Source organism: Mesorhizobium sp. 128a, assembly GCF_053848025.1.
Map to the genome: position 1 here is coordinate 1 of NZ_JBSPKY010000027.1, position 22,490 is coordinate 22,490.

The following is a 22,490-nucleotide window of genomic DNA, read 5'->3' on the forward strand; positions in this document are numbered from 1 at the left end:
TGTCTTCCAGCATGGCCTTGCGGCGATCACCGAAGCCCGGCGCCTTGACGGCGGCGATCTTCAGGCCACCGCGCAGCTTGTTGACAACCAGTGTGGCCAGAGCCTCGCCTTCGACGTCTTCCGAGATGATGAGCAGCGGCTTGGAGGTCTGCACGACGGCTTCGAGAACCGGCAGCATGGCCTGGAGGTTGGAGAGCTTCTTCTCGTGCAGGAGGATGTAGACGTCCTCGAGCTCGGCAACCATCTTGTCGGCGTTGGTGACGAAGTAGGGCGAGAGATAGCCGCGGTCGAACTGCATGCCTTCGACGACTTCCAGCTCGGTCTCGGCGGTCTTGGCTTCTTCAACCGTGATGACGCCTTCGTTGCCGACCTTCTGCATCGCTTCGGCGATCATGGCGCCGACCGACTCGTCGCCATTGGCCGAGATCGTGCCGACCTGGGCAACTTCCTCGGAGGTCTTGATCTTCTTGGCAGCCTTGCCGAGCGCCGCGACGACTTCGGTCACGGCCAGATCGATACCGCGCTTCAGGTCCATCGGGTTCATGCCGGCGGCAACGGCCTTATGGCCTTCCTGAACGATCGACTGCGCCAGAACGGTCGCGGTCGTGGTGCCGTCGCCGGCGATGTCGTTGGTCTTCGAAGCAACTTCGCGAACCATCTGCGCGCCCATGTTCTCGAACTTGTCCTCAAGCTCGATTTCCTTGGCGACGGTGACGCCGTCCTTGGTGATGCGCGGGGCGCCGAACGACTTGTCGATGACGACGTTGCGGCCCTTCGGGCCGAGCGTGACCTTCACGGCGTCGGCGAGGATGTTGACGCCGCGCAGCATGCGCTCACGAGCGTCGCGGGAGAATTTTACGTCTTTAGCAGCCATGTTTTAGCTCCTGGCAAGGGCTTGCGATCAAGCCCGGAATTCAGTTGACGGTGAGGCCGATAATCAGCCGATGATGCCCATAATGTCGGATTCCTTCATGATCAGAAGGTCTTCGCCATTGAGCTTGACTTCGGTGCCCGACCACTTGCCGAACAGGATGCGGTCGCCAGCCTTGACGTCCAGGGGAACCAGCTTGCCGGCTTCGTCGCGGGCGCCGGAGCCGACAGCGATGATCTCGCCTTCCTGCGGCTTTTCCTTTGCCGTATCCGGGATGATGATCCCGCCGGCGGTCTTGGATTCGGATTCGACCCGGCGTACGACCACGCGGTCATGAAGCGGGCGGAACTTCGACTTTGCCATTTTTTCTTCCTCGAATGAGAACGGTGAGAACAGTTCCTCCATCCGGCGATGCCGGATATCAGTTAGCACTCACCCAAGGCGAGTGCTAACGTGGCGCTGAAATAGGCGCGTGGCTTGCGAGAGTCAAGGCGAACGGTGGGATCAATTTTGCCCAAATTTGAGCCCTGCCGTGGTCCGACGGGAAGCCTAGCGACGCCTCGGTGATCGAAGCACCAGCAGAGGGCATCGCTCCGCCAGCGGATAGGAGCCGCTCGGTACGACGCGCACTTCGCCGAACCACCCACCCGCCTCGTCGACCAGCACGGCCAGCGTTGCGAAGCTGTAGCTTATGTCGGAGCCGGCATAGACGTCGATCGTGTTGATCGACGCCATGCTCCATCCCGTCCGCGCGGCAAGGGCCTCGCGGTCGGGGAACAGGCCGTCGAATGTGTCGCGGATTGCCCGCACCTTGATGGCGAAATCCGGACCGCCCGTGGTGCACGCCATGGCGATCCGCCATTTGAGCGCGTGGAAATTCTCGATCGCGCCGGCCAGCACCTGAGCTTCAATGCTGGCCAGATCCTCGGGCGTTTCCGGGGCCGCGAAAACGCGGATCGCGGCCCGCCCGCCGGGTTTCAGCACCCTGGCGATTTCGCCGTGCAGGCGATTGCGTGCCGCCTTCGAGGCGATGGCGGACAGGCATCCGTCGCCAATGACGGCCTCGGTGCTGGCGCCGGCAACGGGCAGATCCAGCCAGTCTCCGACCACCGCCCTGCGCGAGGCATTGTCGCCTGCCCACACGCCCGAGATCATGGCCGCCGATTGGTCGATTGCCAGCATCGATCTGCCGAGCACGGCGAGTTCCGGCGTCACCCCCAGGAGCAGGACATCAGCATTTGCCAGGCTGACTTCGTGCACGAATATATCAACGGTTTCCGGCGTCGGCCGAAGCGGTGCGTCCAGGAGCCTCCAGTGACGGTGATAATTATCCCAATGATTTGTCATGCTGCCTTTGGGGGCCTGAGAGTTCTGGCTTTTGGCGGTCGCAGCCGCTTAATAGAAAATTGCAGAAGATCAAAAGGCCAGCTGTGGCACGTATTGTCGTCGTAACGCATGAGCACGACCGGTTCCAGAGCAGACGCAACGTCTTGTTGCGCAGGTCGAGCCCCTACATGCTTTTCGACGTTCTGGAAGAACTGAAAAGGCGCGGTCATTCGGTTCGGGTTCAGCAAGGCCCGGCCAGGGCGCACGGTGCCGACATAGCAATTCTACATGTCGATGCAACGGTTACACCGGCCGATTATCTCGACTATGCGCGGGGCTTTCCATTCTGCCTCAATCTGGCAACGGCCGACATCTCCAAGCGACGGGTCAGTGGCGCGTTGCTGGAGCATGACGACGCCTGGCAGGGCCCTGTCATCGTGAAAACCAATCTCAACAATCAGGGCATTCCGGAGACATTCCTCAACCGGCGATCCAGACGCGCGGGCAAGCAGCCACCTTTTCCGGATGTGCATGGGCTAAAGCCCTATGAGCTCTACGGGTCTCTTGGCGCCGTCCCGGATGGGGTCTTCGGCGGCGACGATCTGGTCGTGGAAAAGTTCCTTGCCGAACGGGAACCCGATGGCTTCGCAATGCGGTTCTGGGTGTTTTGCGGAGAGAGCGAGCGTTGCACCCGCTACATCTCGCCAAACAGTCTGGTCAAGGCATCCGAGACGATCCGCCGTGAGCCTGTCCCTGTTCCCGACGAGATCCGCGAGCGGCGACGAGAACTCGGCTTCGACTACGGCAAATTCGATTTCGTCATGCATGAGGGCAGGGCGGTCTTGCTCGATGCCAACAAGACGCCGGGCCGTCCCAAGAATCTGGTGAAAATGTTTACGGCTGGCACTGCGCACCTGGCCGACGGCTTCGAAGGCCTCATGCGCCGGGTGGGGTAGGCAGCACTCCGCGCCTAAAGAAATTGGCGCAGCTGCGTATGGATGATCGACCGGTAGTCCTCGATCGTATGGCGGCTTTCCGCCTCATCCTGGGTCAGCGCCATGCGCACGACTCCTCCGGCAAGCTGGAAGATCAGGAAAACCATGCGGCCGAACTCCTCGCGCCGTTCAGCTGCGAGAAACGGGCCGACATGGTCGCAGAACATCTTAGCCTGCTGCCTGGTCTCCGCGATGTCGAGATTCTGCAGCGCCTTGTCGGCCTGGATGGCGTTCTGCAAGTCCTGGATGGCCGGGTCCCCGGCGACGCGTTCATAGTAATCGTCGAGCAGCCGGTCGGAGGCGGCGATGACGTCGCCCCGCCCGCCGATGTCTGCAACGATCGCGGCAAGGCGCGCGCGGCTCACCTCGGAGAAGCGTTCGTAGAGCATCGCCAGGATCGCCGACTTGTTGGGGAAATAGTGATAGACGGTGGCGATCGGCCCGCCAGCCAGCGCGCCGACTTCCTTCATTGTGACGGCGTCGATGCCCTTTTCGCCGATCAGCCGCATGGTCGTCGACAGGATGGCGTCAATGCGCTCGCGGCTGCGCTCCTGCTTCGGCCTGCGCCTCGGTTCGGTCGCCGTCCTCCCTGCTTCGTTCATGTCGCAACCCTCTCGATCGCCAAGACCATTCGATCCCCAGCCTTGCTGAATGCCGAGCCTCACTAATGATTGACAAACAAATATGATCGAGTATCAGTTTCTAAATACTGACAGATTGTCAGTTTTTTTGCCGTCATGCAAGGACGTGGGGAGGCGCCCGTGACTTCTGTTCGTAACGTCGATGCCGGAAACGGCGACTGGCTGGTCGGCAACCCGACCGCGTCGCAGCTGGCCTCGGCGCTATGGGTCGGTTCGGTCGGCCTGCTCATCCTCGGGCTGCAGCCGGTGCTGCTCGGCGCACTCTACACCGAAGGACATGTCAGCGGCGATGAGCTCGCTCTGGTCGCCACGGCCGAAATGATTGCCATCGGCATCGGCTCGGCGGTCATCGCGATGATGCTGTCCGCGCACAATATGCGCTGGAAGAGTGCAATCCTTCTGGCCCTGCTGGCGCTGGCGAACTGGGCAACCGCCTATGCGGTCAGCCCGAACTCGCTGATCGGCGCCCGCGCCATGGCCGGCCTCGCCGAAGGCGGCTTGGTGGCGGTCGCCACCGAACTGATCGCGCGCTCGCGCCGGGCCGAGCGTATCGGCGGCTATTTCGTTACCATCCAGACCCTGGCGCAATGCGCGCTTGCGCTGCTGCTGGCGCTTTACGTGATCCCGGCCGCCGGATCGGCCGGAGGCTTCATCGCCCTTGCCGTCGTCTGCATCGCTTCGGTCGCGGTCGCCTTCCTGGTCCCGGCGGACTATGCCGACCTGCCCAAGGAGGAACAGTTCGGCAATGTTCTGACCGCGCCGTCGATTACCGCTCTGCTGTGCGTCTTCTGCTACTTCATGTTCTTCGGCTCGGTCTGGGCTTTTCTCGAGCCGCTCGGCGCACAATACGGGATCGACGGCCGCACGGTCGGCCTGATCGTATCGGCCAGCCTCGCACTGCAGGTTCTGGGCGCGATGACGGCAACTGTCTTCGAGGCGCGCATCGATTATCGCTTCGCCGTAGCGGCGATCGGCATTGTCGCGGTCGTCAGCGCGGTGGTGCTCGCCAGTAGTCCCGGCCTGACGGTTTTCTGGATCGCCGCCCTGGTCATGGGCTTCATCCTTCTGTTCATCGTGCCCTACCAGATCCGTCTGGCGATCACCGCCGACGAGACGCGCACCGCGGTGCTCCTGATACCGGCAGCCCAGCTCTTCGGGCTCGCGATCGGTCCGATCGCGGCATCGCTTCTCATCGACGGCAAGGATTTTCGGCCGGTACCGGAATTCGCCGCCGTGAGTGCCGCGGCCAGCGTCGTACTGCTTGGCCTGTTCATACTGGTTGCACGCCGCCGCGCTATCGCCTGACAGGGAGCGTTCTCGTCGAAGACACCATGGCGTGAGGTCCTGGGCATCGACATGCAGATACTTGACTAAGTCAAATAAATGTTTGATCGTCAGGGGCAGGAGGCTGCCAATGACGATCCATCATCAACCCGGCAAGGAACGCATCGACGCGGTGCGGGCTTTCAACCGCTTCTACACCCGCCAGATCGGGCTGCTCGACGAAGGCCTGCTGAAAAGCGCCTTCTCGCTGACCGAGGCGCGGGTGCTCTATGAGCTGGCGCATCGCGATGGCCTGACGGCTACCGATCTCATTCGCGATCTTGGCCTCGACGCCGGCTATGTCAGCCGGTTGCTAAAGAAGTTCGAGCACTTGCAGCTGATTTCGCGAACGGCGCTTGCGTCGGACGCGCGGCAATCGTCGATCACGCTGACGCCGGCGGGGCGGCAGGCCTTCGCACCGCTGAACCGGGATTCACATGACCAGGTCGCGGCCTTGCTGGAGCTGCTCCCGGCTGCCGAACAGGACCGGCTGGTCAAGGCCATGCAGACGGTGCAGCGCTTGCTCGGCGAGGATGCCGAGCCCAAAGTCCCCTACATGCTGCGGCCCTTGCAGGTCGGCGACATCGGCTGGATCGTGCGTCGCCAGGGACAGCTCTATGCGCAGGAATATGGCTGGGATGAAACCTATGAAGCGCTGGTCGCCGAAATCCTCGGCGCCTTCGTAAAATCCTTCGATCCAAAATGGGAGCGCAGCTGCATCGCCGAACGGCAAGGCGAGGTGGTCGGCTCGGTCTTCGTCGTGCGCAAGTCCGACGATGTGGCGAAGCTGCGCCTGCTCTATGTCGAGCCTTCGGCGCGCGGCCTCGGCATCGGCAAACGGCTGGTCGAGGAGTGCATCGGCTTCGCCCGCGCCAAGGGCTACAAGACGCTGACCCTGTGGACCAACGACATTCTGAGCGCCGCCCGTCACATCTATGAAAATGCAGGCTTCAAGCTGGTCGACGAAGAGCACCACCACGCCTTCGGCAAGGATCTGGTCGGCCAGAACTGGAATCTGGAGCTGTAGCGGTTTTAGGCCTTGACCGGGATCCAGATCTCCAGCCCGCCATCGCCGCTGCGTGGATCGAACTCCGGCCCGTAGCGCTCGAATTCGGGGCCATCCGCTATTTCGTGCCCGGACGCCGGCAGCCATTTGTTCCAGATTGTGTTGACGGTGCGGCGGATGGTCGAGATGTGCTCGGCATGGGTGAAGACGGCGTATCTCTGCGCCGGCACCCGCACGCGGGAAAGCTCCTTCGGCAGGTCGGAGAAATCCAGGACTTCGACCCCGGCGATGTAATCGAAATTGCCGGCATCGTCGCCGTTGACGCAGACGCCATAGGCGACATCACCCGTCTCGCCCGGAATGTTGCCGATATAGGGGCCGAAGCGCTGCCACTGCATCGGAATGGCGGCGCTGGTTTCGCAGCTGTAGCGCTCGCCGAGGCCGGCGATGAGAAAGGGCCGGCCGGTCTCGAAGCGCGGCGGCGGCAGTGAGGCAAGGAAGGACTGGTCCATCAGGATCGGCTCCACGAGGTCGAGGTTTTTGAGGCTGCCCTGCGCGCGCACCAGTTCCGGCGTAGTGCCGAACTGGTCGCGGAAGGCGCGGGTGAAGGCCTCATGCGAGGCGTAGCCGGCATCGAGCGCGACCGCGAGGATGTCGGGCGCGCCGCCGGCCAGTTTGCGAGCCGCTTCCGTCAACCGACGCGCGCGCATATAGCCCATCACCGAACGGCCGGTGGCGGCGCCAAAGGCGCGCGTCACGTGAAAGCGCGACACGCCGCTGCTTTCTGCGACGTCCTCAAGCGAGATCGCTTCCGGCAGATGGCTTTCGACGAACCACAGCGCCTTCTCAGTCGGATTCATGGGCTCCTCACATTTGGCGGGGTGACATTTATCCCTCTGGCCGACGGCCAGTTTGATCGAAATTGCGCACTGCGCAATAATGCGCTTCGACCAAGCCGCGCCGTTGTGGAATCGAAGCGGCGCGTTTCAGTGTCAGGGGAGGGGCGTCCCGATGACAGCGACCGCTGCCGATCAGCTTTTCCGGTTTGGCGGGTTCACGCTCGATCTCGCCATGGGCACGCTGCGCGGTGTCAACGAGCCACTGTTCCTGCGCCCCAAGGCCTATGCGCTGCTGTCGCATCTTGCCCGCAACATGGGCCGCGTCGTTCCGAAATCCGAGCTGATGGATGTGGTGTGGCCGGGCGTCTACGTCACCGAGGATTCGCTCACCCAGTCGGTGCGAGAGATCCGCAAGGTGCTGGGCGACGAGATGGTGCGCACCGTGTCCAAGCGCGGCTACATGCTTGCCGCCGAGGCGCAGACCGCGCCCGAGATCGGCGCCCAGCCGGTGGTGGCCGTGGTGCGCTTCCGCAATGAAAGCGGCGATCCGGCCGATGAAGCCATGGTCGACGGTTTTGCCGAGGATCTCATCAATGGCGTTGCGCGCTTCGGCACGGTTACTGTTCTAGCGCGCAACTCCAGCTTTTCCTTCGCGTCCTTCGGACGTTCCGAATGGCCTGAGATTCGCGCCCGCATCGGCGCGGACTATCTGGTCGAGGGGTCGCTGCGCCGCCAGGGCGAGCATGTCGTCGTCGCCGTCAGCCTCGTCGACATCGCCACCGCCCGCCAGCTCTGGGGCGACCGCTTCCAGTCGCAAGGCGACGGCCTGTTCGCGATCGAGCGCGAAATCGTCGAGCAGATCGTCAGCCGGCTGGTCACCCGCGTCACCAATGCCGGTATAGAGCAGGCGGCGCGCAAGCCGGTGACCAGCCTGGCGGCCTACGAGCTTCTGCTGCGCGGCTTTGCGATGTTGCGCGATCCCGCCCAGACAGACCAGCGCGGTGCCGAGGCTTTGTTCGAGGCGGCGGTCGCCAAGGATCCGAATTACGGCCTCGCCTATACCTATCTTGGCCTGGTGCGCGCACTGGATGGCGAATTCGGCCGCGCCACGGATGCGGTGCTGCAAAATGCCCGCGATCTCTCGGAGAAGGGCTTGGCTTTGTCTCCCGACCAGCCGACGGGCCACCGCGTGCAATCGCTGATCCGGCTATACATGCGCGAGCACGAGGCCGCCGAACACCACATGCGCATTGCGCTGCAGCTCAATCCCTACGACGCCGACTGCATAGAGCAGATGGGCATGCTGCTGACCATGCGCGGCCGGCCGCTGGAAGCGATGACATGGCTTGCGCGCGGCATTCGCATCGATCCCTTGCACCCGCACTGGTACCAGTTCGACCGCGCGCTGGCTCTCTACATGATGGGCGAATACCGGCAGGCGGCGGAAGCGCTGGAGCTGGCGACGCGTCCGGCGCCATGGATCCGCACCCGGCTGGCGGCCTGCTATGCCCAGCTGGGCGAGATGGAGAAGGCACGGCGGCAGATCGCCCTGATCGAGGAGGGCGATCCGTTTTCGCCGCTCGACTATGCACTGCGCGGCGTGCCGTTCGAGAACAAGGCCGATGCCGAGCATCTCGCCGAAGGCGTCAGACTTGCCCTCGGCGAGACCGAGCCCGGTCAATCGACCACGACCACGATGTAACGGCCCTGATAGGCGCGGTAATAGGTGCCGCCGCAACGCCAGACGTCGAAGCCGTTGACCTTTGTCCGCACGCAGCCTGCCGGCAGCCTGGCGACCCATGCCGTTGTGTGGCGCAGCACGCGCCATGCGGTGGCGCGGCGGGCAACGCCGGCGGCGCTGCGCGGTGTCCAGGGCGCACCGACGCGGGCCTGCGCCTCGCCGACCAGCGACAGCGCCGGTACGCTGGCGCCAACGATCTCGACACCGCTGAATGCTATTGCCAGCGCGGCAGCCACGGAACGGATTTTCTTCTGAGAATTCATAAGCATTTTCGTTTCTCCTGATGTGGATTTAAGTCTAATGGGAGGATGAAGCGGCAAGCCGGGCCGAGCTCGCCAATGCCGCCAGGTGAGCAACTACGAACAGGATGTGCGCCGCACTTGTGACGTAGCCGACGACGAGCACGTCGGCGGCGATGAAGAACTGCCAGAACGCGAGGTTTGCGGTTCCAAGCAGCGCGTGTACGGCAGCCAGGAAGGCGTGCCAGGTGCGGGCGTAGGCAATGCGCCAGAACGTCACCCCGATGATGAGGGCCAGGCCGTGCGCCTCGATGAAGCCGATGCCGGCGCCCGGCGCATCGCCGAGCAGGGCGGCCTCGGCGCCGGTGCCGAAGAACGAGCCGGCAATGTCGGTGGCGAGCCCGCCGGCCGATGCAAGGATTAAAAAGCCGGCATTGCAGCGGACGAGCAGTTTTCCAAAGAAGGGGTCCATAGTCGTTTCCTTTCGGTTTGAGGAGGCCGGCCGCGGCGCGCAGGTACGCGCACACGGCGAGTGCCGATGGCGAAACAAAAGGCAGGTTCGGATTGGTCAGCGCCGGCCGCTCAGGCCGGTGCCGAAGCGTTAGGCCAGGCTGTGCATGGTGCCCGCCACCCGATAGGGCGCCCGCTCGGCAGTCCTCGGCCTGATGGCAAGCCCGGCGAGATAGCGCTGGAAGCCGGCTGCCTCCTGGACGAGCGAGGCCAGCGCGACATGGCCGTCCGGCCTCACCAGATAGGCGCCGTCGCGCTGCAGGCCGGCTTTCGCAGCCATGTCCGACCAAGCGAAGATATGGATAGGAATGCCGGTCGAGGCGAGCATCGCCCGGAACTCGGTATTGGCCTCGCCATAGACATGCACCTGCCAGTCGAGCGAGCGCAGCGGGTCGAAATTGTCGCCGCTCGCGGACGTGACATAAGGCAGGCGGTCGCCGCCCTCCACCGTGCCGGCCTTGCCGCTGCTGATCGCACTTTCGCGGTATTGAATGCGGGTCTGCGAAATCAGTCCGAAGAAGGCTCGCGATCCCCAGGCCGTGCCGAGCCCGATGCGCAGGATCTTCGGCATCAGATAGCGGCGGAACAGGCCGACCAGGTGCGAGCGGCTGGTGGCGACCCGAAATGCCTGGTCGGTGCTATCGATCAGCTTGCGGGCAAAGGCGATGCGCTCCGGCTCGTAGCTGTCGAGCAGGCGCGGATCGGCGCGGCCCTGCACCACGGCGGCGAGTTTCCAGGCGAGGTTCACCGCATCGCCCATGCCGGTGTTCATGCCTGGCCACCGGCCGGGCTGTGGATGTGCCCGGCATCGCCGGCGAGGAAGACACGGCCGACGCGAAAGCGGTCGGCGACTCGGTGATGGACGCGGTAGGTCGAGAACCAGTTGACCTTGTCGATCGCCACGCCGGTCTCACGCTCAATATCGGCGCGGATCGCCTCGAAGCTGATCGTCTCGTCGGCTTCATGCGCCTTCGGCACGATGCCGATCAGGCGCAGCGAACCCGACTGCCGTACCGGCATGACGATCGCAAACCCGTAAGTGCTGATGACGGTGTCCATGCCGTTGCGGGTGACATCGCCACGGCCGTCGACGTCGGCGACGTAAAAGGCCTGCTCGTAGGTGCCGCCGGGAAAGCTGATGTCGAGCCCGTGGCGCACCGCGCTGCGGGCACCGTCGCAGCCCGCGAGATAGGCGGCGCTGACCGTCTCATCCGCGTCGTTCTTGCGGAGGGTGGCGACGACAGAACCGCCCTTGTCCTCGAAACCGACAAGCTCCGTGTTGCGCTCGACCTGCACGCCGGCGCGCTCCAGATGCGCGATCAATATGCGCTCGTGCACATCTTGCGGCAGCGCGAAGGCGAAGGGGTAGGGGCTGATGCCGCGACCGAAATCGGCAAGCGGCAGCCTCGCGGCAATGCCGGCCGGCGTATGCACGGTCAGCTGTTCGATCTTCACGCCGGCGGCGAGCACATCCTCGACGATTCCAATCTGGCGATGGAATTCCAGCGTGCGGGCCTGGACGGCGAGCGCCCGCGATGTCTCGCCGGGGCCGGCATCCTTGTCGAAGAGGCGAACCGGAACGCCGAGCCGGGTGAGCCAAAGCGCGAGCGTCAGGCCGGTGGGGCCGGCACCGGCAATGAGGACTTTTGTTTGAGCCGTGCTCATTTTCTTCTCCTTGAATAGTGCGAACTTTTTCATGTTCGCGCAACCGCTTGGGGGCGCCTTGGCGCCAAGCCGGGTCAGTCGGCCGTTTCGCCAGCACGCTCTCTTTCGGCGTTTCGGAGGCTGAAATCCCGATCGGTTTCTGAATATTTTCCGATGTTTTTTGGCGGTCGGCGTTGATGACTCGACAGTGTGAACAAATGTCGCCAGTGTCATTCGCAACCGGCTTTGATTGTGCCGGGTCACTAGCCACGATCGCTTTTGGATGGCTGCCATCCCTGTTTGCCGGCTCTGGCGCAATGCGGTACCTTGAATAGTAAGCACGCTTATTATATATACCGCTCATGGTTTCCGACGGCATAGATAGATTGGGCTTTTTGATCCACGACGTGCAGCGCCTGATGCGCAAGCGCTTCGAGGCGCGCGCCAGCGGGCTTGGCCTGTCCTCGGCGCAATGGCGGCTTCTGGTTCGCGTCGCCAAGGAGGCCGGCGTGGCTCAGGCGCGGCTTGCCGAACTGCTCGAAATCGAGCCGATCAGCGTCTCGCGTCTGGTCGACCGGATGGAGGAGGGCGGCTGGATCGAACGCCGACCCGACGCGACCGACCGGCGTGTGCGCATGATCTTCCCGACCGCCAAGGCGAATGCGGCCTATGCCGACGTCAAAAGCCTTGCCGGTGAGGTCTATGAGGAATCGCTGGTCGGCGTTTCACCGGAGGATCGCCGCGTGCTGATCCGGGCGCTGGACACCATCGTGCAGAACCTTGCCGACGGCGAGACGTCGTCTCTGAAGAGTACGGAAGGGGCAGCGGCATGAACGCGGCAGCCAAGATAGACGAGAATGTGACCGAGCTTGAAATGGAAGCGCCGGCACAGGCCGAAGCGCCGGCACAGCCGGCCGCCGCTCCTGTCGCGGTGACTCCGCAGGTACAGCCGACGCCGGCTCCGAAAAAGCCGCGCCGCCTCGGTCGCTTGCTGTTGATGGTCGTCCTGCCGGCGGCGCTGGCCATTGGCGGCGGCTATGTCTGGGTGACTGGCGGTCGCTACCAGGAGACCGAGAACGCCAATTTGCAGCAGGCCAAGGTGTCGATCGCCTCGAATACGGCCGGCCGCATCGTTCAGGTCGACATTTCGGACAACCAGTTGGTCAAGCAGGGCGATGTGCTGTTTGCCGTCGATCCCGAGCCCTACCGGATCGCGTTGGCCCAGGCCGATGCGGCGGTTGCGGTCGCACGCGTCGGCATCGAACAGTTGCGCGCTGCCTACAGCCAGGCGATGGCGCAGGAAAAGTCCGACGCCAGCCAGGTCGACTACGCGCAGTCGCAGTATGACCGCGCGGCCGACCTTGCCCAGAAGGGCATCAACGCCAAATCCTCGCTGGACGAGGCCAAGAACGATCTCGACAAGGCGAGGCAACAGCTAGCGGTGGCCCAGCAGGGCATCGTCAGCGCCAAGGCAGCTCTCGCCGGCAATCCCGATATCGAGACCGACAAGCACCCGACGGTGATGGCAGCACTCGCCGCGCGCGACAAGGCCGCCTACGATCTGGCGCAGACCACGGTCAAGGCGCCGGCTGACGGCGTCATCAGCCAGGCCTCCTCCTTCAAGGTCGGTCAGTATGTTGGCTCCGGCACGCCTTTGTTTGCCCTGGTCGAGACCGGCGACACCTGGATCGATGCCAATTTCAAGGAAACCCAGCTCACCCATCTGAAAACCGGCCAGAAAGCCGAGATTGTGGTCGACACCTATCCGGGCCGCACCTTCGAGGCGACAGTCAAGGCGATCGGCGCCGGCACTGGCGCGGAGTTCTCCCTGCTGCCCGCCCAGAACGCGACCGGCAACTGGGTCAAGGTCACCCAGCGCATTCCGGTGCGCCTGGAGCTCACCGATGCCGACGCCAAAATGGCTCTGCGCACCGGCATGAGCGCCTCGGTTACGGTGGACACCGGCGTTGCCCGCGGGTTGCCGGCCATCTTCGGCCACGCCACCGCGGGTGAGGCACAATAGACTGTGAGTGGGCCGTGATCCCGAACAGCAGGATCACGGCCGCGCAGGAATGCTCACTCAGGCGAGATGAGATGACAGGATTGGTCCGATGGCAGGTTGCGCGAGGGTGGGGTTGGACCGGGCCGCATCGTGGCCTGACCGTAACCTGCCATCTCGGCACTGACCCTTCGGTCCTTGGATTTCCGGGCGGCAAGCGCCTGATGTGTTGAGACCTTCGGTCGATGTAACCCCCACATCGATAGATCGCGTCCCACCGCGATGAGGGTCTCTTCACCAGAGAAGGCATCGCCGCCCGGAAGCCTAGTGTACACGTTTTTGTTACCTGCCGGAAGTTCCGCATCATGAGTACGCCAGAACCTTTCAAGGAAGTGCCGCATCGCGGCCTGATCACCGTGGCGTTGATGCTGGCGACCATCATGCAGGCGCTCGACACCACCATTGCCAATGTCGCGCTGCCGACCATGACCGGCGATCTCGGCGCCTCGCCCGACAACATCAACTGGGTGCTGACCTCCTACATCGTTGCCGCCGCCATCATGACACCGGTTACCGGCTGGCTGGCCGACCGCTTCGGTCGCAAGGAACTCTTCCTGGCGGCGGTGGTCGGTTTCACCGTGTTCTCGATGCTGTGCGGCATCGCCTGGAGCCTGGAGAGCATAGTTTTCTTCCGGCTGATGCAGGGCGTGTTCGGCGCGGCCATCGTGCCACTGTCGCAGACCTTCCTGCTCGACATCAACCCCAGGGAACGCCACGGCCAGGCGATGGCCATCTGGGGCGCCGGCATCATGCTGGGGCCGATCCTGGGCCCGACGCTCGGCGGCTGGCTGACCGAGAATTTCAACTGGCGCTGGGTGTTCTTCATCAATTTGCCGGTCGGCATCATCGCCTTTCTCGGCATGGCCGCCTATCTGCCGGTCGTTGCCCGGCGGGTGCGCAGCTTCGATTTCTTCGGTTTCGCCATGATCTCGCTCGGCGTCGGCGCGCTGCAGCTGCTGCTCGACCGCGGCGGCGAGGTCGACTGGTTTTCCTCGGTCGAAATCTGGATCGAGCTTGCTCTTTCGATCACCGGCTTCTGGGTGTTCATCATTCACACGGTGACGGGCGAACGTCCTTTCATCGACCCCAAAATCTTCCTCGACCGCAACTTCGTCACCGGACTGGCCTTCATCTTCGTCATGGGCGTGCTCATCCTGGCCTCGATGTCGCTGCTGCCGCCGATGCTGTCGACCATCTTCGGCTATCCGACCGTCACCATCGGTGTCGTCCTGGGGCCGCGCGGTGTCGGCACGATGATTTCGATGCTCGTTGTCGGGCGGCTCATGAGCAAGATCGACGCCAGGATTCTCGTCGTCATCGGATTTCTCTTGACCGCGCAATCTCTCTACACGATGGCGGGCTTCACGCCCCAGATGGACAATTGGCTGATACTCAGCTCCGGCGTCATCCAGGGGCTCGGCATGGGCATGGTGTTCGTGCCGTTGTCGACGGTGGCCTTCGCCACCCTCGACGTGCGCTCCGCACCGACGCCACAGCCCTGTTCAGCCTGGTGCGCAATCTGGGTTCCTCGATCGGCGTGTCGGTGGTGACGGTTCTCCTGGTGCGCAACACGCAGGTCAATCACACCGAGCTTTCGGCCTTCATCAACCCGTTCAACCCAAATCTGTGGGCGCTCTCACCGGCGGCGTCAGGTGGCGACCCGATGGCGCTTTCGCAGATGGATCGCATGGTCAACATCCAGTCGATGATGATCTCCTACGTCAACGACTTCAAACTACTGATGATGATGACGCTGATTGCCATCCCGTTTGTGTTTCTGTTGCGCAAGCCGAAGACGGCCCCAGCTGCCGGCGCGGCGCCTGCGGCACATATGGATTGAGACGCGCGTCGAGATTGGCCGATATCAGATGATGTTGTCGCGGCCGTACCCTGCGAATATGTAAGGTCCGGCGATTCTCGGGATGATCGCAAAATTCTCCAGACATAGGAGAATGTCGATTCTATAGCGTCAATAGCGATCTGACGACGGCATTTGGATTTAAGGTAACCAGGGCCCTTCACCTCTGATTTCGGTTCGGTTTATATGCTGTTAGTACATAAGTAACACTATCAACAGACTGTCGCATGGCCCATAAATGATTTTTGCGTTCTTTCAGACCCAGCTGGGAGAAGGTCTGTTTGGTTACGAAATCATCCAGGAAATCCCCCGAAACGACCCAATCTGTCGGCTTGGCCGCGTTGGCAAAGCTGGCCGGCGTTTCCTATGGGTCGCTGGAGCATGAACTGCGGGCGACGATCACCGCACTTGAAGGACAGGCGCTGCGCTTCGAGACGGTGATCGAGAACGTTTCGCAAGGCATCTGCTTTTTCGACCGCGATGAGCGGCTGATCCTGAGCAATCGCCGTTATGCGGAAATTTACTGCCTCGCACCCGAGCAGTTGCGGCCTGGCCTGACGCTGAGCGAAATCGTTGAGCGCCGCAGTGCCGCCGGCACGGCAGCGCTGACCACAGACGCCTATCTGGCGATGACGAGATCGGTCAATTCGGGCAAGGCGCCGAGGACCTGGACCGCCAAACTCGCCGACGGCCGGATCATCCAGATTTACAATCAGCCGATGTCCGACGGCAGTTGGGTGGCCACGCATGAGGACATTACCGATCTCATCGCCAATCGACAGATTGTCGACGAACGCCTCTCGTTGCAGGCACTGATAGACTGGGTGCCCAATTATCTCTGGGTCAAGGATACGCAAAGCCGCTTCATCGTCGTCAACAGCGCACTTGCGACCGACAGTGGCCGCGACAAGACCGCCGACATGATCGGCTTGACCGATTTCGATATCCATCCCCCGGAGGTTGCGCAGAAGTTTCGGCAAGTCGAACAGTCGGTGCTCGAAAGCGGACAACCTTTGATCGATGCGGAGGAGTTTGTCGTCGATGCCTCGGGCACCGTAAAATGGTTCTCGTCGACCAAGGTGCCGTTGCGCAATGCTCAAAACGAGATTTTCGGTCTGGTTGGCATCGCGCGCGACATCACGGCCCGCAAGCGGGCGGATGTCCTGCGCAGCGGACAGGCAAACATCCTGGAGATGATTGCGACGAGCGCCCCGCTCGAGAACGTGCTCGACAGCCTCATGCACCTGGTCGAGTCACAGTTGAAGGGGATTTTCGGTTCGGTCCTGCTGCTCGACAAGGATGGCATGCATTTGCGGCACGGTGCGGCGCCGAGCCTGGCCAAAGCCTATATGAGCGCCATCGATGGATCTGCCATCGGCCCCAAGACAGGGTCGTGCGGAACCGCCGCCTACCGTCGCGAACCGGTTGTCGTCACCGACATCCTGCAGGACCCGCTCTGGGAGGATTACCGCGACCTCGCTGCTCCCTATGGCTACCGTTCGTGCTGGTCGACCCCGATCCTGTCGCATCAGGGCGTCGTGCTGGGCGTCTTTGCCATGTATTCGATGAGCGTGCGCGAGCCTACCGAGACCGAGACTCGCCTGATCGAATTCACCACCCACATTGCCGGTATCGCGATCGAGCGCAAACGGGCTGAAGACCAGATCCACTTCATGGCCAACCATGACGCGCTGACCGGGCTGCCCAATCGCGCTTTGCTGGAGGATCGGCTTTCCCAGGCCGTCCTCTACGCGCAGCGATACAAGCGCTGGGTGACGGTGGTTTTCATCGATCTCGACAACTTCAAACTGGTGAACGATACGTTGGGCCACAATGCCGGCGACGAACTCCTGAAGACTGTAGCGAGCCGCTTGGTTGGATGCGTGAAGGCGACCGACACCGTCGTGCGGCTTGGCAGCGATGAATTCGTCATCGTCCTGTTCGATCAACCCGCCAATGTCGATGTCATCTCGGAAACCCTGCAGACGATCAGGGATGCGATTGCCGAGCCCGTTTCTGTCGCCGAGCATCGCCTGCGATTAACGGCCAGCATCGGCATCGCAAATTACCCGAAGGACGGGACGAGCCCGGATAGGCTGTTGGCCAATGCCGATGCCGCCATGTATCGCGCCAAGGAATTCGGTCGCGACAATTTCCAGTTCTATGCCCCCGAGTTCAACTCAAGCGCACATGAAAAATTCCTGCTTCAGGAGGAATTGCGAAACGCGCTCGCCCGTTCGGAGTTCGCGCTGCTCTACCAGCCGCAGGTCGATCTGCGGTCGGGTCAGGTCCTGGCCGTCGAAGCCCTGGTACGCTGGAACCACCCGGCGCGAGGCGTGGTGTCGCCGATGATGTTCATCCCGACCGCCGAGGAAACCGGGCTGATCGTGCCGATCGGCGACTGGATCCTGCACGAAGCCTGCCGGCAAAACAAAGCCTGGCAGCGCGCCGGTCTGGCGCCCGTCACCGTCTGCGTCAACGTGTCGGCGCGGCAGTTCAGGGAGAAGAACCTGATCGACCGCGTCGTCAACGCATTGAAGGAAAGCGGCCTGGAAGCCAGGTATCTCGAGCTCGAAGTGACCGAAAGCCTGATCATGCAGGATTTCGAGTTGGCGGTTGCAACGATGAACGGACTGCAAGAGCTCGGCGTTCAGATCTCGATCGACGATTTTGGAACCGGCTATTCCAGCCTCAGCGCGCTCAAGACCTTTCCGGTGCAGCGGCTGAAGATCGACAAGTCCTTTATCGACGACCTCGCGACCGACGAGAATGATCAGGCGGTTACCAGTGCCGTCATCTCGTTGGGTCAAAAGCTGAACCTGAGGGTCCTTGCCGAAGGCGTCGAGACGGAGGACCAGGTCACCTTCCTGCGCAAGAACAATTGCGACGAAATGCAGGGTAACTATTTCAGCAAACCGCTGTCGGCCGGGGATATCGGCGAGCTCATCGCGCGCAACCGTTGAGCGCCCGGCTGGCCCTATTTTCCGAGCACCAGGCTCCAGTAACGGATAGCGCCGTCGCGCCCGTCACGCACATAGGCAAGGCCGAAGCGGCTGAAATCCGGGTCGAGCATGTTGCGGCGGTGGCCGGCCGAATGCATCCAGATGTCGAACAGTTTCTGCTGGTCGAACCGGCCCTCGGCGATGTTCTCGGCGGCGGCGCCCCGCACGCCATTGTCCTTCATCCGCGACGCGAAATCCTTGCCCCAGCCTGTCGTGTGGCTCATGCGTTCGCGCGAGGCCATATAGCCTGCCTGCTGGAGAGCGGCCTGCTCGAGCTGTGCGTCCGGCGCCAGCGCCGGCAGCCCGGACGAGGCGCGGATGCCGGCCAGCGTCGCGGTGGCGGAGGACGAGACACCGGCGCCTTGCCCGGTCGGCACCGAGACCGTGCTGCAAGCCGCGAGCCCGGCCATGGCTGCAAGGCCGATCAGCAGCAAGCGCCTGTTTGGTTTTGCACGCATTGCGCCGGAGCGGGTTTGCGTGAGCGGGTGATTGGTGGTGCCGATCCGTGTCATGCCTGCCTGACTTAGCGGCGATCATGGCTTTTGCCGGGCAGGGCGCGCAGAAAAAATCGAAGTGTTGGAGATTGTGCCGAGATTGCTCCAGGTTAATTGGAAGCGCGCTCGGGCGCGCCGGACCGGCGCCCTGACTATGGCCCGCATCGCCTTCGTGGTCGATCCGGACCGCGACCACATCGAAGCGGTCTTCGACGCGCCGGCCTAGGAGCGCGCGCTGATTTCCCAGTGTCGATGAAAATCGCGTGATGCGGCGACTTTTCCCGCAATGTCGGCTATGATGCCGGCGTTCTTGAAGTGGCAGCTGCGGGCGGCCATCCAGGCGATGACCGCCCCCCGACACACGGGAGGAAGGGTATGGCCGGCTTTCATGTCATGGCGGACGCGCACGGACTGCATGTGCAGCCCACGGTGCGTCGTATCACCACCGCGGACCTCTGGGAGGCGCTCAAGCTCGGTATCGACGATTTCTGGGCCAAGCCGTCGCACTACGTGTTCCTCTGCCTGATTTATCCCGTCGTCGGCCTGATCCTGACGCGATGGACCTCTGGCTCCAACGCCTTCCAGCTCATCTATCCGCTGATGTCGGGCTTCGCCCTGGTCGGCCCGTTCGCAGCGATCGGCCTCTACGAGATCAGCCGCCGGCGCGAACGCGGCATGGACACGTCCTGGCGTCACGCGCTTGACGTGCGCCGCTCGCCGGCATTGCCGTCGATCGCGGTGATCGGCGTCATGCTGCTGGTGCTGTTCCTGTTGTGGATGTTCACCGCACAGTCGATCTACACCAGCCTGTTCGGCGATCAGCCGCCGGCTTCGATCGCCGGATTTCTGAGCGAGGTGCTGACGACCAGCAAGGGCTGGGCGCTGATCCTGTTCGGCAATGCCGCCGGTTTCATCTTTGCAGTGATCGTGCTGGCGACGACGGTGGTTGCATTCCCGCTGCTGCTCGACCGCGACGTCGGCGCAGTAGCGGCCATCGAAACCTCGGCGCGCGCGGTGATGGCAAATCCGCTGGAGATGCTGCTGTGGGGGCTCCTGGTCGCCGTGCTTCTGGTGATAGGCTCGATCCCGCTGTTTGCCGGGCTCGCCGTGGTCATGCCGGTGCTTGGCCATGCCACCTGGCACCTCTACCGCAAGGTGGTGGAGCCGGCGCGCGCCCAGCAGATACGGCGGCCGATGTAGTCTCGGCGCTCTGCGTCCGCTCAGCGTTGTGCGTCGGTTGCCATTTTGAGCGCCAGCGCGGCGAGCACCGTGCCCATCATCCAGCGCTGGATGACCATCCACAGCGGCCGTCCGGCGAGAAAGGTGGCGATTGAACCGGCTGTCACCGCGATGATGGCATTGACGGTCAGGCTGATCGAAATCTGCGTGGCGCCGAGCACCAGAAGCTGCGACAGCACGTGGCCTTTGCCCAGCGAGATGAACTGCGGCAGCAGCGACAGATAGAGCACCGCCACCTTGGGGTTGAGCAGATTGGTCATCAGGCCCATGGCGAACAGCTTGCGCGGCCTGTCCTTCGGCAGTTCGCGCACCTGGAACGGCGAGCGTCCACCGGGCCGCACCGCCTGCCAGGCGAGCCATAACAGATAGAGCGCGCCGGCGATGCGCAGCGCGTCATAGGCGAACGGCACGGCAAGCAGCAGCGCGGTGATGCCCAGCGCAGCCGATACGACATAGAACAGAAACCCGACCGCCACGCCGCCGAGCGAGATCAGCCCGGCCTTCGGTCCTTGCGACAGCGAACGCGAGATCAGGTAGATCATGTTCGGCCCCGGCGTCAGCACCATGCCGAGGCAGACAAGCGCGAAGGCGAGATGGTTGGCGGTTTCGGGCATGTACGTCTCCGGGAAGCGCTTGACCTTTGCCTCGCCGGACACTGGCGCGCAAGGGCTTGGCGGCGCCGACCGTTACGCCAGTGCCGGCGAACGCGCCTCAGCTCACCACGCGCAAGTTCGACAACTCGTTGGCGATCTCCTTGAAATTGTCCGACAGCGTGGCGCCCGTGGCGTTCCAGAACAGTTTCGCAGGCTTGGTCGGGTCGGTCGGATCCTTGCGGAAGCGCGAGTCGGACGAACACGTCTTCAGCGCGTCCATCGCGCTCTTGTCGCCGGCGTCGGTCGTCGACATATCGAGCGCCACCGTCATCACCATGATGTTGGCCGCCTTGGCGTTGTTGCACAACGTCGCCATCTGCTGGTTGAGCGCGGCGGTGTAGTTGCTCGACGAATAGTTGAACTGCCCGATGGCGCTCGACGTGCCGCCGAACAGGCGGGTGACCGAGGTGCCGTTGTAGCCGACGCCGGTATAGCCGTAGCCGGCATAGGTCGACTTGTTGCCGGCCGGGTCGGAGCTCACCGTCGAATAGGTGTTCTCGCCGTCGGTCAGCACGATGACCACCTTGTCGTTGCCGCGCTCGGTCTCAGGGCGTCCCTCGGTGAACGGCGCGGTGCTGGAGACGGTGCGCCAGCCCCAGGCCATGCCTTCCGGCACATTGGTGTTGCCGTTGGGCGCCATCAGATCGATCGCAGCTTTGATCTTGGCCAGCCCGGTGGCGTCGGTGACGTCGGTCAGCGGCGTGATCGGCGTCGTGGTGCAGCTGTAGTTAGGCCCGGCGCCTGTCGACAGCACCGGCGCATTGATCGGCCGTGGCTGGAAATACTTGGCCATGTTCGACTGCCTGGTCTTGCCGGTGGTGCTCGACGGATCGTCGTTCCACCAGCTGTTGACCGCGCCATAGGTCACCGGCTTCGGCTCATCCGGGTCCTGGGTCAAGTACCAGTGGTTGCCGGGTTCGTCCGGGGCGAACATCGGTACGAACATCGTCGCAGGGTCGCCGACGCTGGTGCCGGTGTTGTTTGGGCCGCCGGAGGCCGGCGTGTCGTCGACATTGTACGGGTAGGGTCGCACCTCGACACAGCCTTGCCAGCTGGCGAACGGGCCGTAAGTGTCGTTGTAGTCGTATTCGTCGTGGCTGCGCCTGCAGGTGTGGTTGGACCGGTACTCGTCGCAGACCACGCGCTTGCTGCCGACGATACGCTCGTGGCTGGTGACCACCTTCATGTCACGGTAGAGCGAGAAGCGTGTCAGCATCTGGCCTTCCTGCTCGCCCCATCCGGTGCCTTTCTTGTACCAGATGCCACCGATCTTCTGGGCATATTTGTCGGCGGCGTTCAGCGTCGACCAGTCGAAGTTTTCATTATGGATGGGCGACAGCCCATAGGCGTCGATCCATGACGCATTGTCGTTGCTGGCGCCGACATTGACCGATGCGGCGAACGGCACCAGGCTGAACTGGACCGGCTTGTCGATCTGCTTGATCATCGCCGCCTGCGAGGCGAGCGTGTCGACCAACTGCTTGGCGGCCTGCTTGAGCAGGTCGATGCGCTTTTGTCCGGAGCCGGTGCCGGGTGTCGACATCGAGCCCGAATTGTCGAGCACCATGGCCACTTCCAGCGTGTTCTTCAACCGCACCTGCGAGCACACGGAGTAATCGATGTTGCCTGACGTCCTGCCGATCAACATCGACGCTGCCGGTAGGAAATAGGGCTTGTAGACCAGGCTGGCGCAAAGCTTAACGATGCCGCCGCCGGTCGTGCTGCTGGGCAGCGTGACATCGAGCGTCGTGTTGGCGGGGTCGACTTCGTTGAGATTTGCCTTGAAGAAGTCGAGCGCATAGGCGCGCAACTGGTCGTCTGTGGCGCCTTCCACCAGACGGCGCGCGGTGGCGAAGTTGGCGGCGTCGAGCGCGTTGACCACTCTCTGCTTCTCGCTGACCATGCCGCTGAAGTCGACGGCCATCGCCACGCCGCCCATCAGCGGAACCATGGCCAGAACGGTCATGAGAGCATAATTGCCGCGCCGGTCGCGCCAGAAGTCACGCCAGAATTTGCGCATGTGATGTAAGCGGCCCCGCCTGCGGATTCT

At 63.1% G+C, this 22,490-nt stretch carries 19 protein-coding genes and 2 pseudogenes; 10 read left to right on the forward strand and 11 right to left on the reverse strand.

The window, feature by feature from the left end; translation table 11 throughout:
- The 3 genes from groEL to ACWTU9_RS29705 all read right to left on the reverse strand — a co-directional run.
- On the reverse strand, positions 1–874 hold an 874-nt coding region (groEL, locus tag ACWTU9_RS29695; protein ID WP_455861422.1), incomplete at its 3' end, for a chaperonin GroEL.
- A gap of 63 nt (positions 875–937) precedes the next feature.
- Positions 938–1,234, reverse strand: a complete 297-nt coding sequence (groES, locus tag ACWTU9_RS29700; RefSeq protein WP_006203049.1) for a co-chaperone GroES — start codon at positions 1,232–1,234, stop codon at positions 938–940.
- Positions 1,235–1,420: 186 nt separating this feature from the next.
- Positions 1,421–2,131 (reverse strand): class I SAM-dependent methyltransferase, encoded by a 711-nt coding sequence (locus ACWTU9_RS29705; RefSeq protein WP_455861423.1) that lies wholly within the window; start codon positions 2,129–2,131, stop codon positions 1,421–1,423.
- Positions 2,132–2,385: 254 nt separating this feature from the next.
- On the opposite strand from ACWTU9_RS29705, the gene ACWTU9_RS29710 reads away from it, so the two are divergent.
- On the forward strand, positions 2,386–3,153 hold the full coding sequence (locus ACWTU9_RS29710) for a hypothetical protein (protein ID WP_455861424.1): 768 nt from the start codon (positions 2,386–2,388) through the stop codon (positions 3,151–3,153).
- Between the two features lie 14 nt (positions 3,154–3,167).
- Here ACWTU9_RS29710 and ACWTU9_RS29715 read toward each other — a convergent pair whose 3' ends face one another.
- Positions 3,168–3,794: a TetR family transcriptional regulator gene (locus ACWTU9_RS29715; RefSeq protein ID WP_455861425.1), complete on the reverse strand. Its 627-nt coding sequence runs from the start codon at positions 3,792–3,794 to the stop codon at positions 3,168–3,170.
- Between the two features lie 159 nt (positions 3,795–3,953).
- Here ACWTU9_RS29715 and ACWTU9_RS29720 point away from each other — a divergent pair, with 159 nt between their 5' ends.
- Positions 3,954–5,138 (forward strand): MFS transporter, encoded by a 1,185-nt coding sequence (locus ACWTU9_RS29720; RefSeq protein WP_455861426.1) that lies wholly within the window; start codon positions 3,954–3,956, stop codon positions 5,136–5,138.
- A 109-nt stretch (positions 5,139–5,247) separates the two neighbouring features.
- Positions 5,248–6,183: a bifunctional helix-turn-helix transcriptional regulator/GNAT family N-acetyltransferase gene (locus ACWTU9_RS29725; RefSeq protein WP_455861427.1), complete on the forward strand. Its 936-nt coding sequence runs from the start codon at positions 5,248–5,250 to the stop codon at positions 6,181–6,183.
- Positions 6,184–6,188: 5 nt separating this feature from the next.
- Here the strand turns inward: ACWTU9_RS29725 and ACWTU9_RS29730 are convergent, their stop codons facing one another.
- Positions 6,189–7,022 carry an AraC family transcriptional regulator gene (locus ACWTU9_RS29730; RefSeq protein WP_455861428.1) on the reverse strand — a complete coding sequence of 278 codons (834 nt, stop codon included), beginning with the start codon at positions 7,020–7,022 and terminating at the stop codon, positions 6,189–6,191.
- Between the two features lie 151 nt (positions 7,023–7,173).
- Between ACWTU9_RS29730 and ACWTU9_RS29735 the strand changes: the two genes are divergently transcribed.
- Positions 7,174–8,703: a winged helix-turn-helix domain-containing tetratricopeptide repeat protein gene (locus ACWTU9_RS29735; RefSeq protein ID WP_455861429.1), complete on the forward strand. Its 1,530-nt coding sequence runs from the start codon at positions 7,174–7,176 to the stop codon at positions 8,701–8,703.
- Here the strand turns inward: ACWTU9_RS29735 and ACWTU9_RS29740 are convergent.
- From ACWTU9_RS29740 to ACWTU9_RS29750, 3 genes and pseudogenes are all read right to left on the reverse strand, one after another.
- Entirely contained in the window at positions 8,679–9,011 is a 333-nt protein-coding gene (locus ACWTU9_RS29740) for a hypothetical protein (protein WP_455861430.1), read from the reverse strand. The genes ACWTU9_RS29735 and ACWTU9_RS29740 overlap by 25 nt on opposite strands.
- Positions 9,012–9,039: 28 nt before the next feature.
- On the reverse strand, positions 9,040–9,453 hold the full coding sequence (locus ACWTU9_RS29745) for a hypothetical protein (RefSeq protein WP_455861431.1): 414 nt from the start codon (positions 9,451–9,453) through the stop codon (positions 9,040–9,042).
- A gap of 129 nt (positions 9,454–9,582) precedes the next feature.
- Positions 9,583–11,429 (reverse strand): annotated as a pseudogene (locus ACWTU9_RS29750) (FAD-dependent monooxygenase).
- Positions 11,430–11,497: 68 nt separating this feature from the next.
- Here ACWTU9_RS29750 and ACWTU9_RS29755 point away from each other — a divergent pair.
- From ACWTU9_RS29755 to ACWTU9_RS29770, 4 genes and pseudogenes are all read left to right on the forward strand, one after another.
- Complete coding sequence (locus tag ACWTU9_RS29755; protein WP_454576846.1) at positions 11,498–11,968, forward strand: MarR family winged helix-turn-helix transcriptional regulator; 471 nt, start codon at positions 11,498–11,500, stop codon at positions 11,966–11,968.
- Positions 11,965–13,158, forward strand: coding sequence for an HlyD family secretion protein (locus tag ACWTU9_RS29760; protein WP_455861432.1), 1,194 nt, complete (start codon positions 11,965–11,967; stop codon positions 13,156–13,158). Before ACWTU9_RS29755 ends, ACWTU9_RS29760 begins: the two co-directional genes overlap by 4 nt.
- Positions 13,159–13,499: 341 nt before the next feature.
- Positions 13,500–15,034 (forward strand): annotated as a pseudogene (locus ACWTU9_RS29765) (DHA2 family efflux MFS transporter permease subunit).
- Between the two features lie 359 nt (positions 15,035–15,393).
- A complete protein-coding gene (locus ACWTU9_RS29770; RefSeq protein WP_455861433.1) occupies positions 15,394–18,015 on the forward strand; it encodes an EAL domain-containing protein in 2,622 nt (873 codons plus the stop codon).
- A 14-nt stretch (positions 18,016–18,029) separates the two neighbouring features.
- Here ACWTU9_RS29770 and ACWTU9_RS29775 read toward each other — a convergent pair whose 3' ends face one another.
- Positions 18,030–18,512, reverse strand: a complete 483-nt coding sequence (locus tag ACWTU9_RS29775) for a CAP domain-containing protein (protein ID WP_455861460.1) — start codon at positions 18,510–18,512, stop codon at positions 18,030–18,032.
- Between the two features lie 136 nt (positions 18,513–18,648).
- On the opposite strand from ACWTU9_RS29775, the gene ACWTU9_RS29780 reads away from it, so the two are divergent.
- Together ACWTU9_RS29780 and ACWTU9_RS29785 are read left to right on the forward strand one after the other, a co-directional pair.
- Positions 18,649–18,774, forward strand: coding sequence for a hypothetical protein (locus ACWTU9_RS29780; protein WP_455861434.1), 126 nt, complete (start codon positions 18,649–18,651; stop codon positions 18,772–18,774).
- A gap of 149 nt (positions 18,775–18,923) precedes the next feature.
- Positions 18,924–19,748 (forward strand): DUF2189 domain-containing protein, encoded by an 825-nt coding sequence (locus ACWTU9_RS29785; RefSeq protein ID WP_455861435.1) that lies wholly within the window; start codon positions 18,924–18,926, stop codon positions 19,746–19,748.
- A 20-nt stretch (positions 19,749–19,768) separates the two neighbouring features.
- Here the strand turns inward: ACWTU9_RS29785 and ACWTU9_RS29790 are convergent, their stop codons facing one another.
- Positions 19,769–20,401: a LysE family translocator gene (locus ACWTU9_RS29790; protein WP_023742986.1), complete on the reverse strand. Its 633-nt coding sequence runs from the start codon at positions 20,399–20,401 to the stop codon at positions 19,769–19,771.
- Between the two features lie 97 nt (positions 20,402–20,498).
- Complete coding sequence (locus tag ACWTU9_RS29795) at positions 20,499–22,460, reverse strand: pilus assembly protein TadG-related protein (protein WP_455861436.1); 1,962 nt, start codon at positions 22,458–22,460, stop codon at positions 20,499–20,501.
- Positions 22,461–22,490 lie beyond the last annotated feature (30 nt).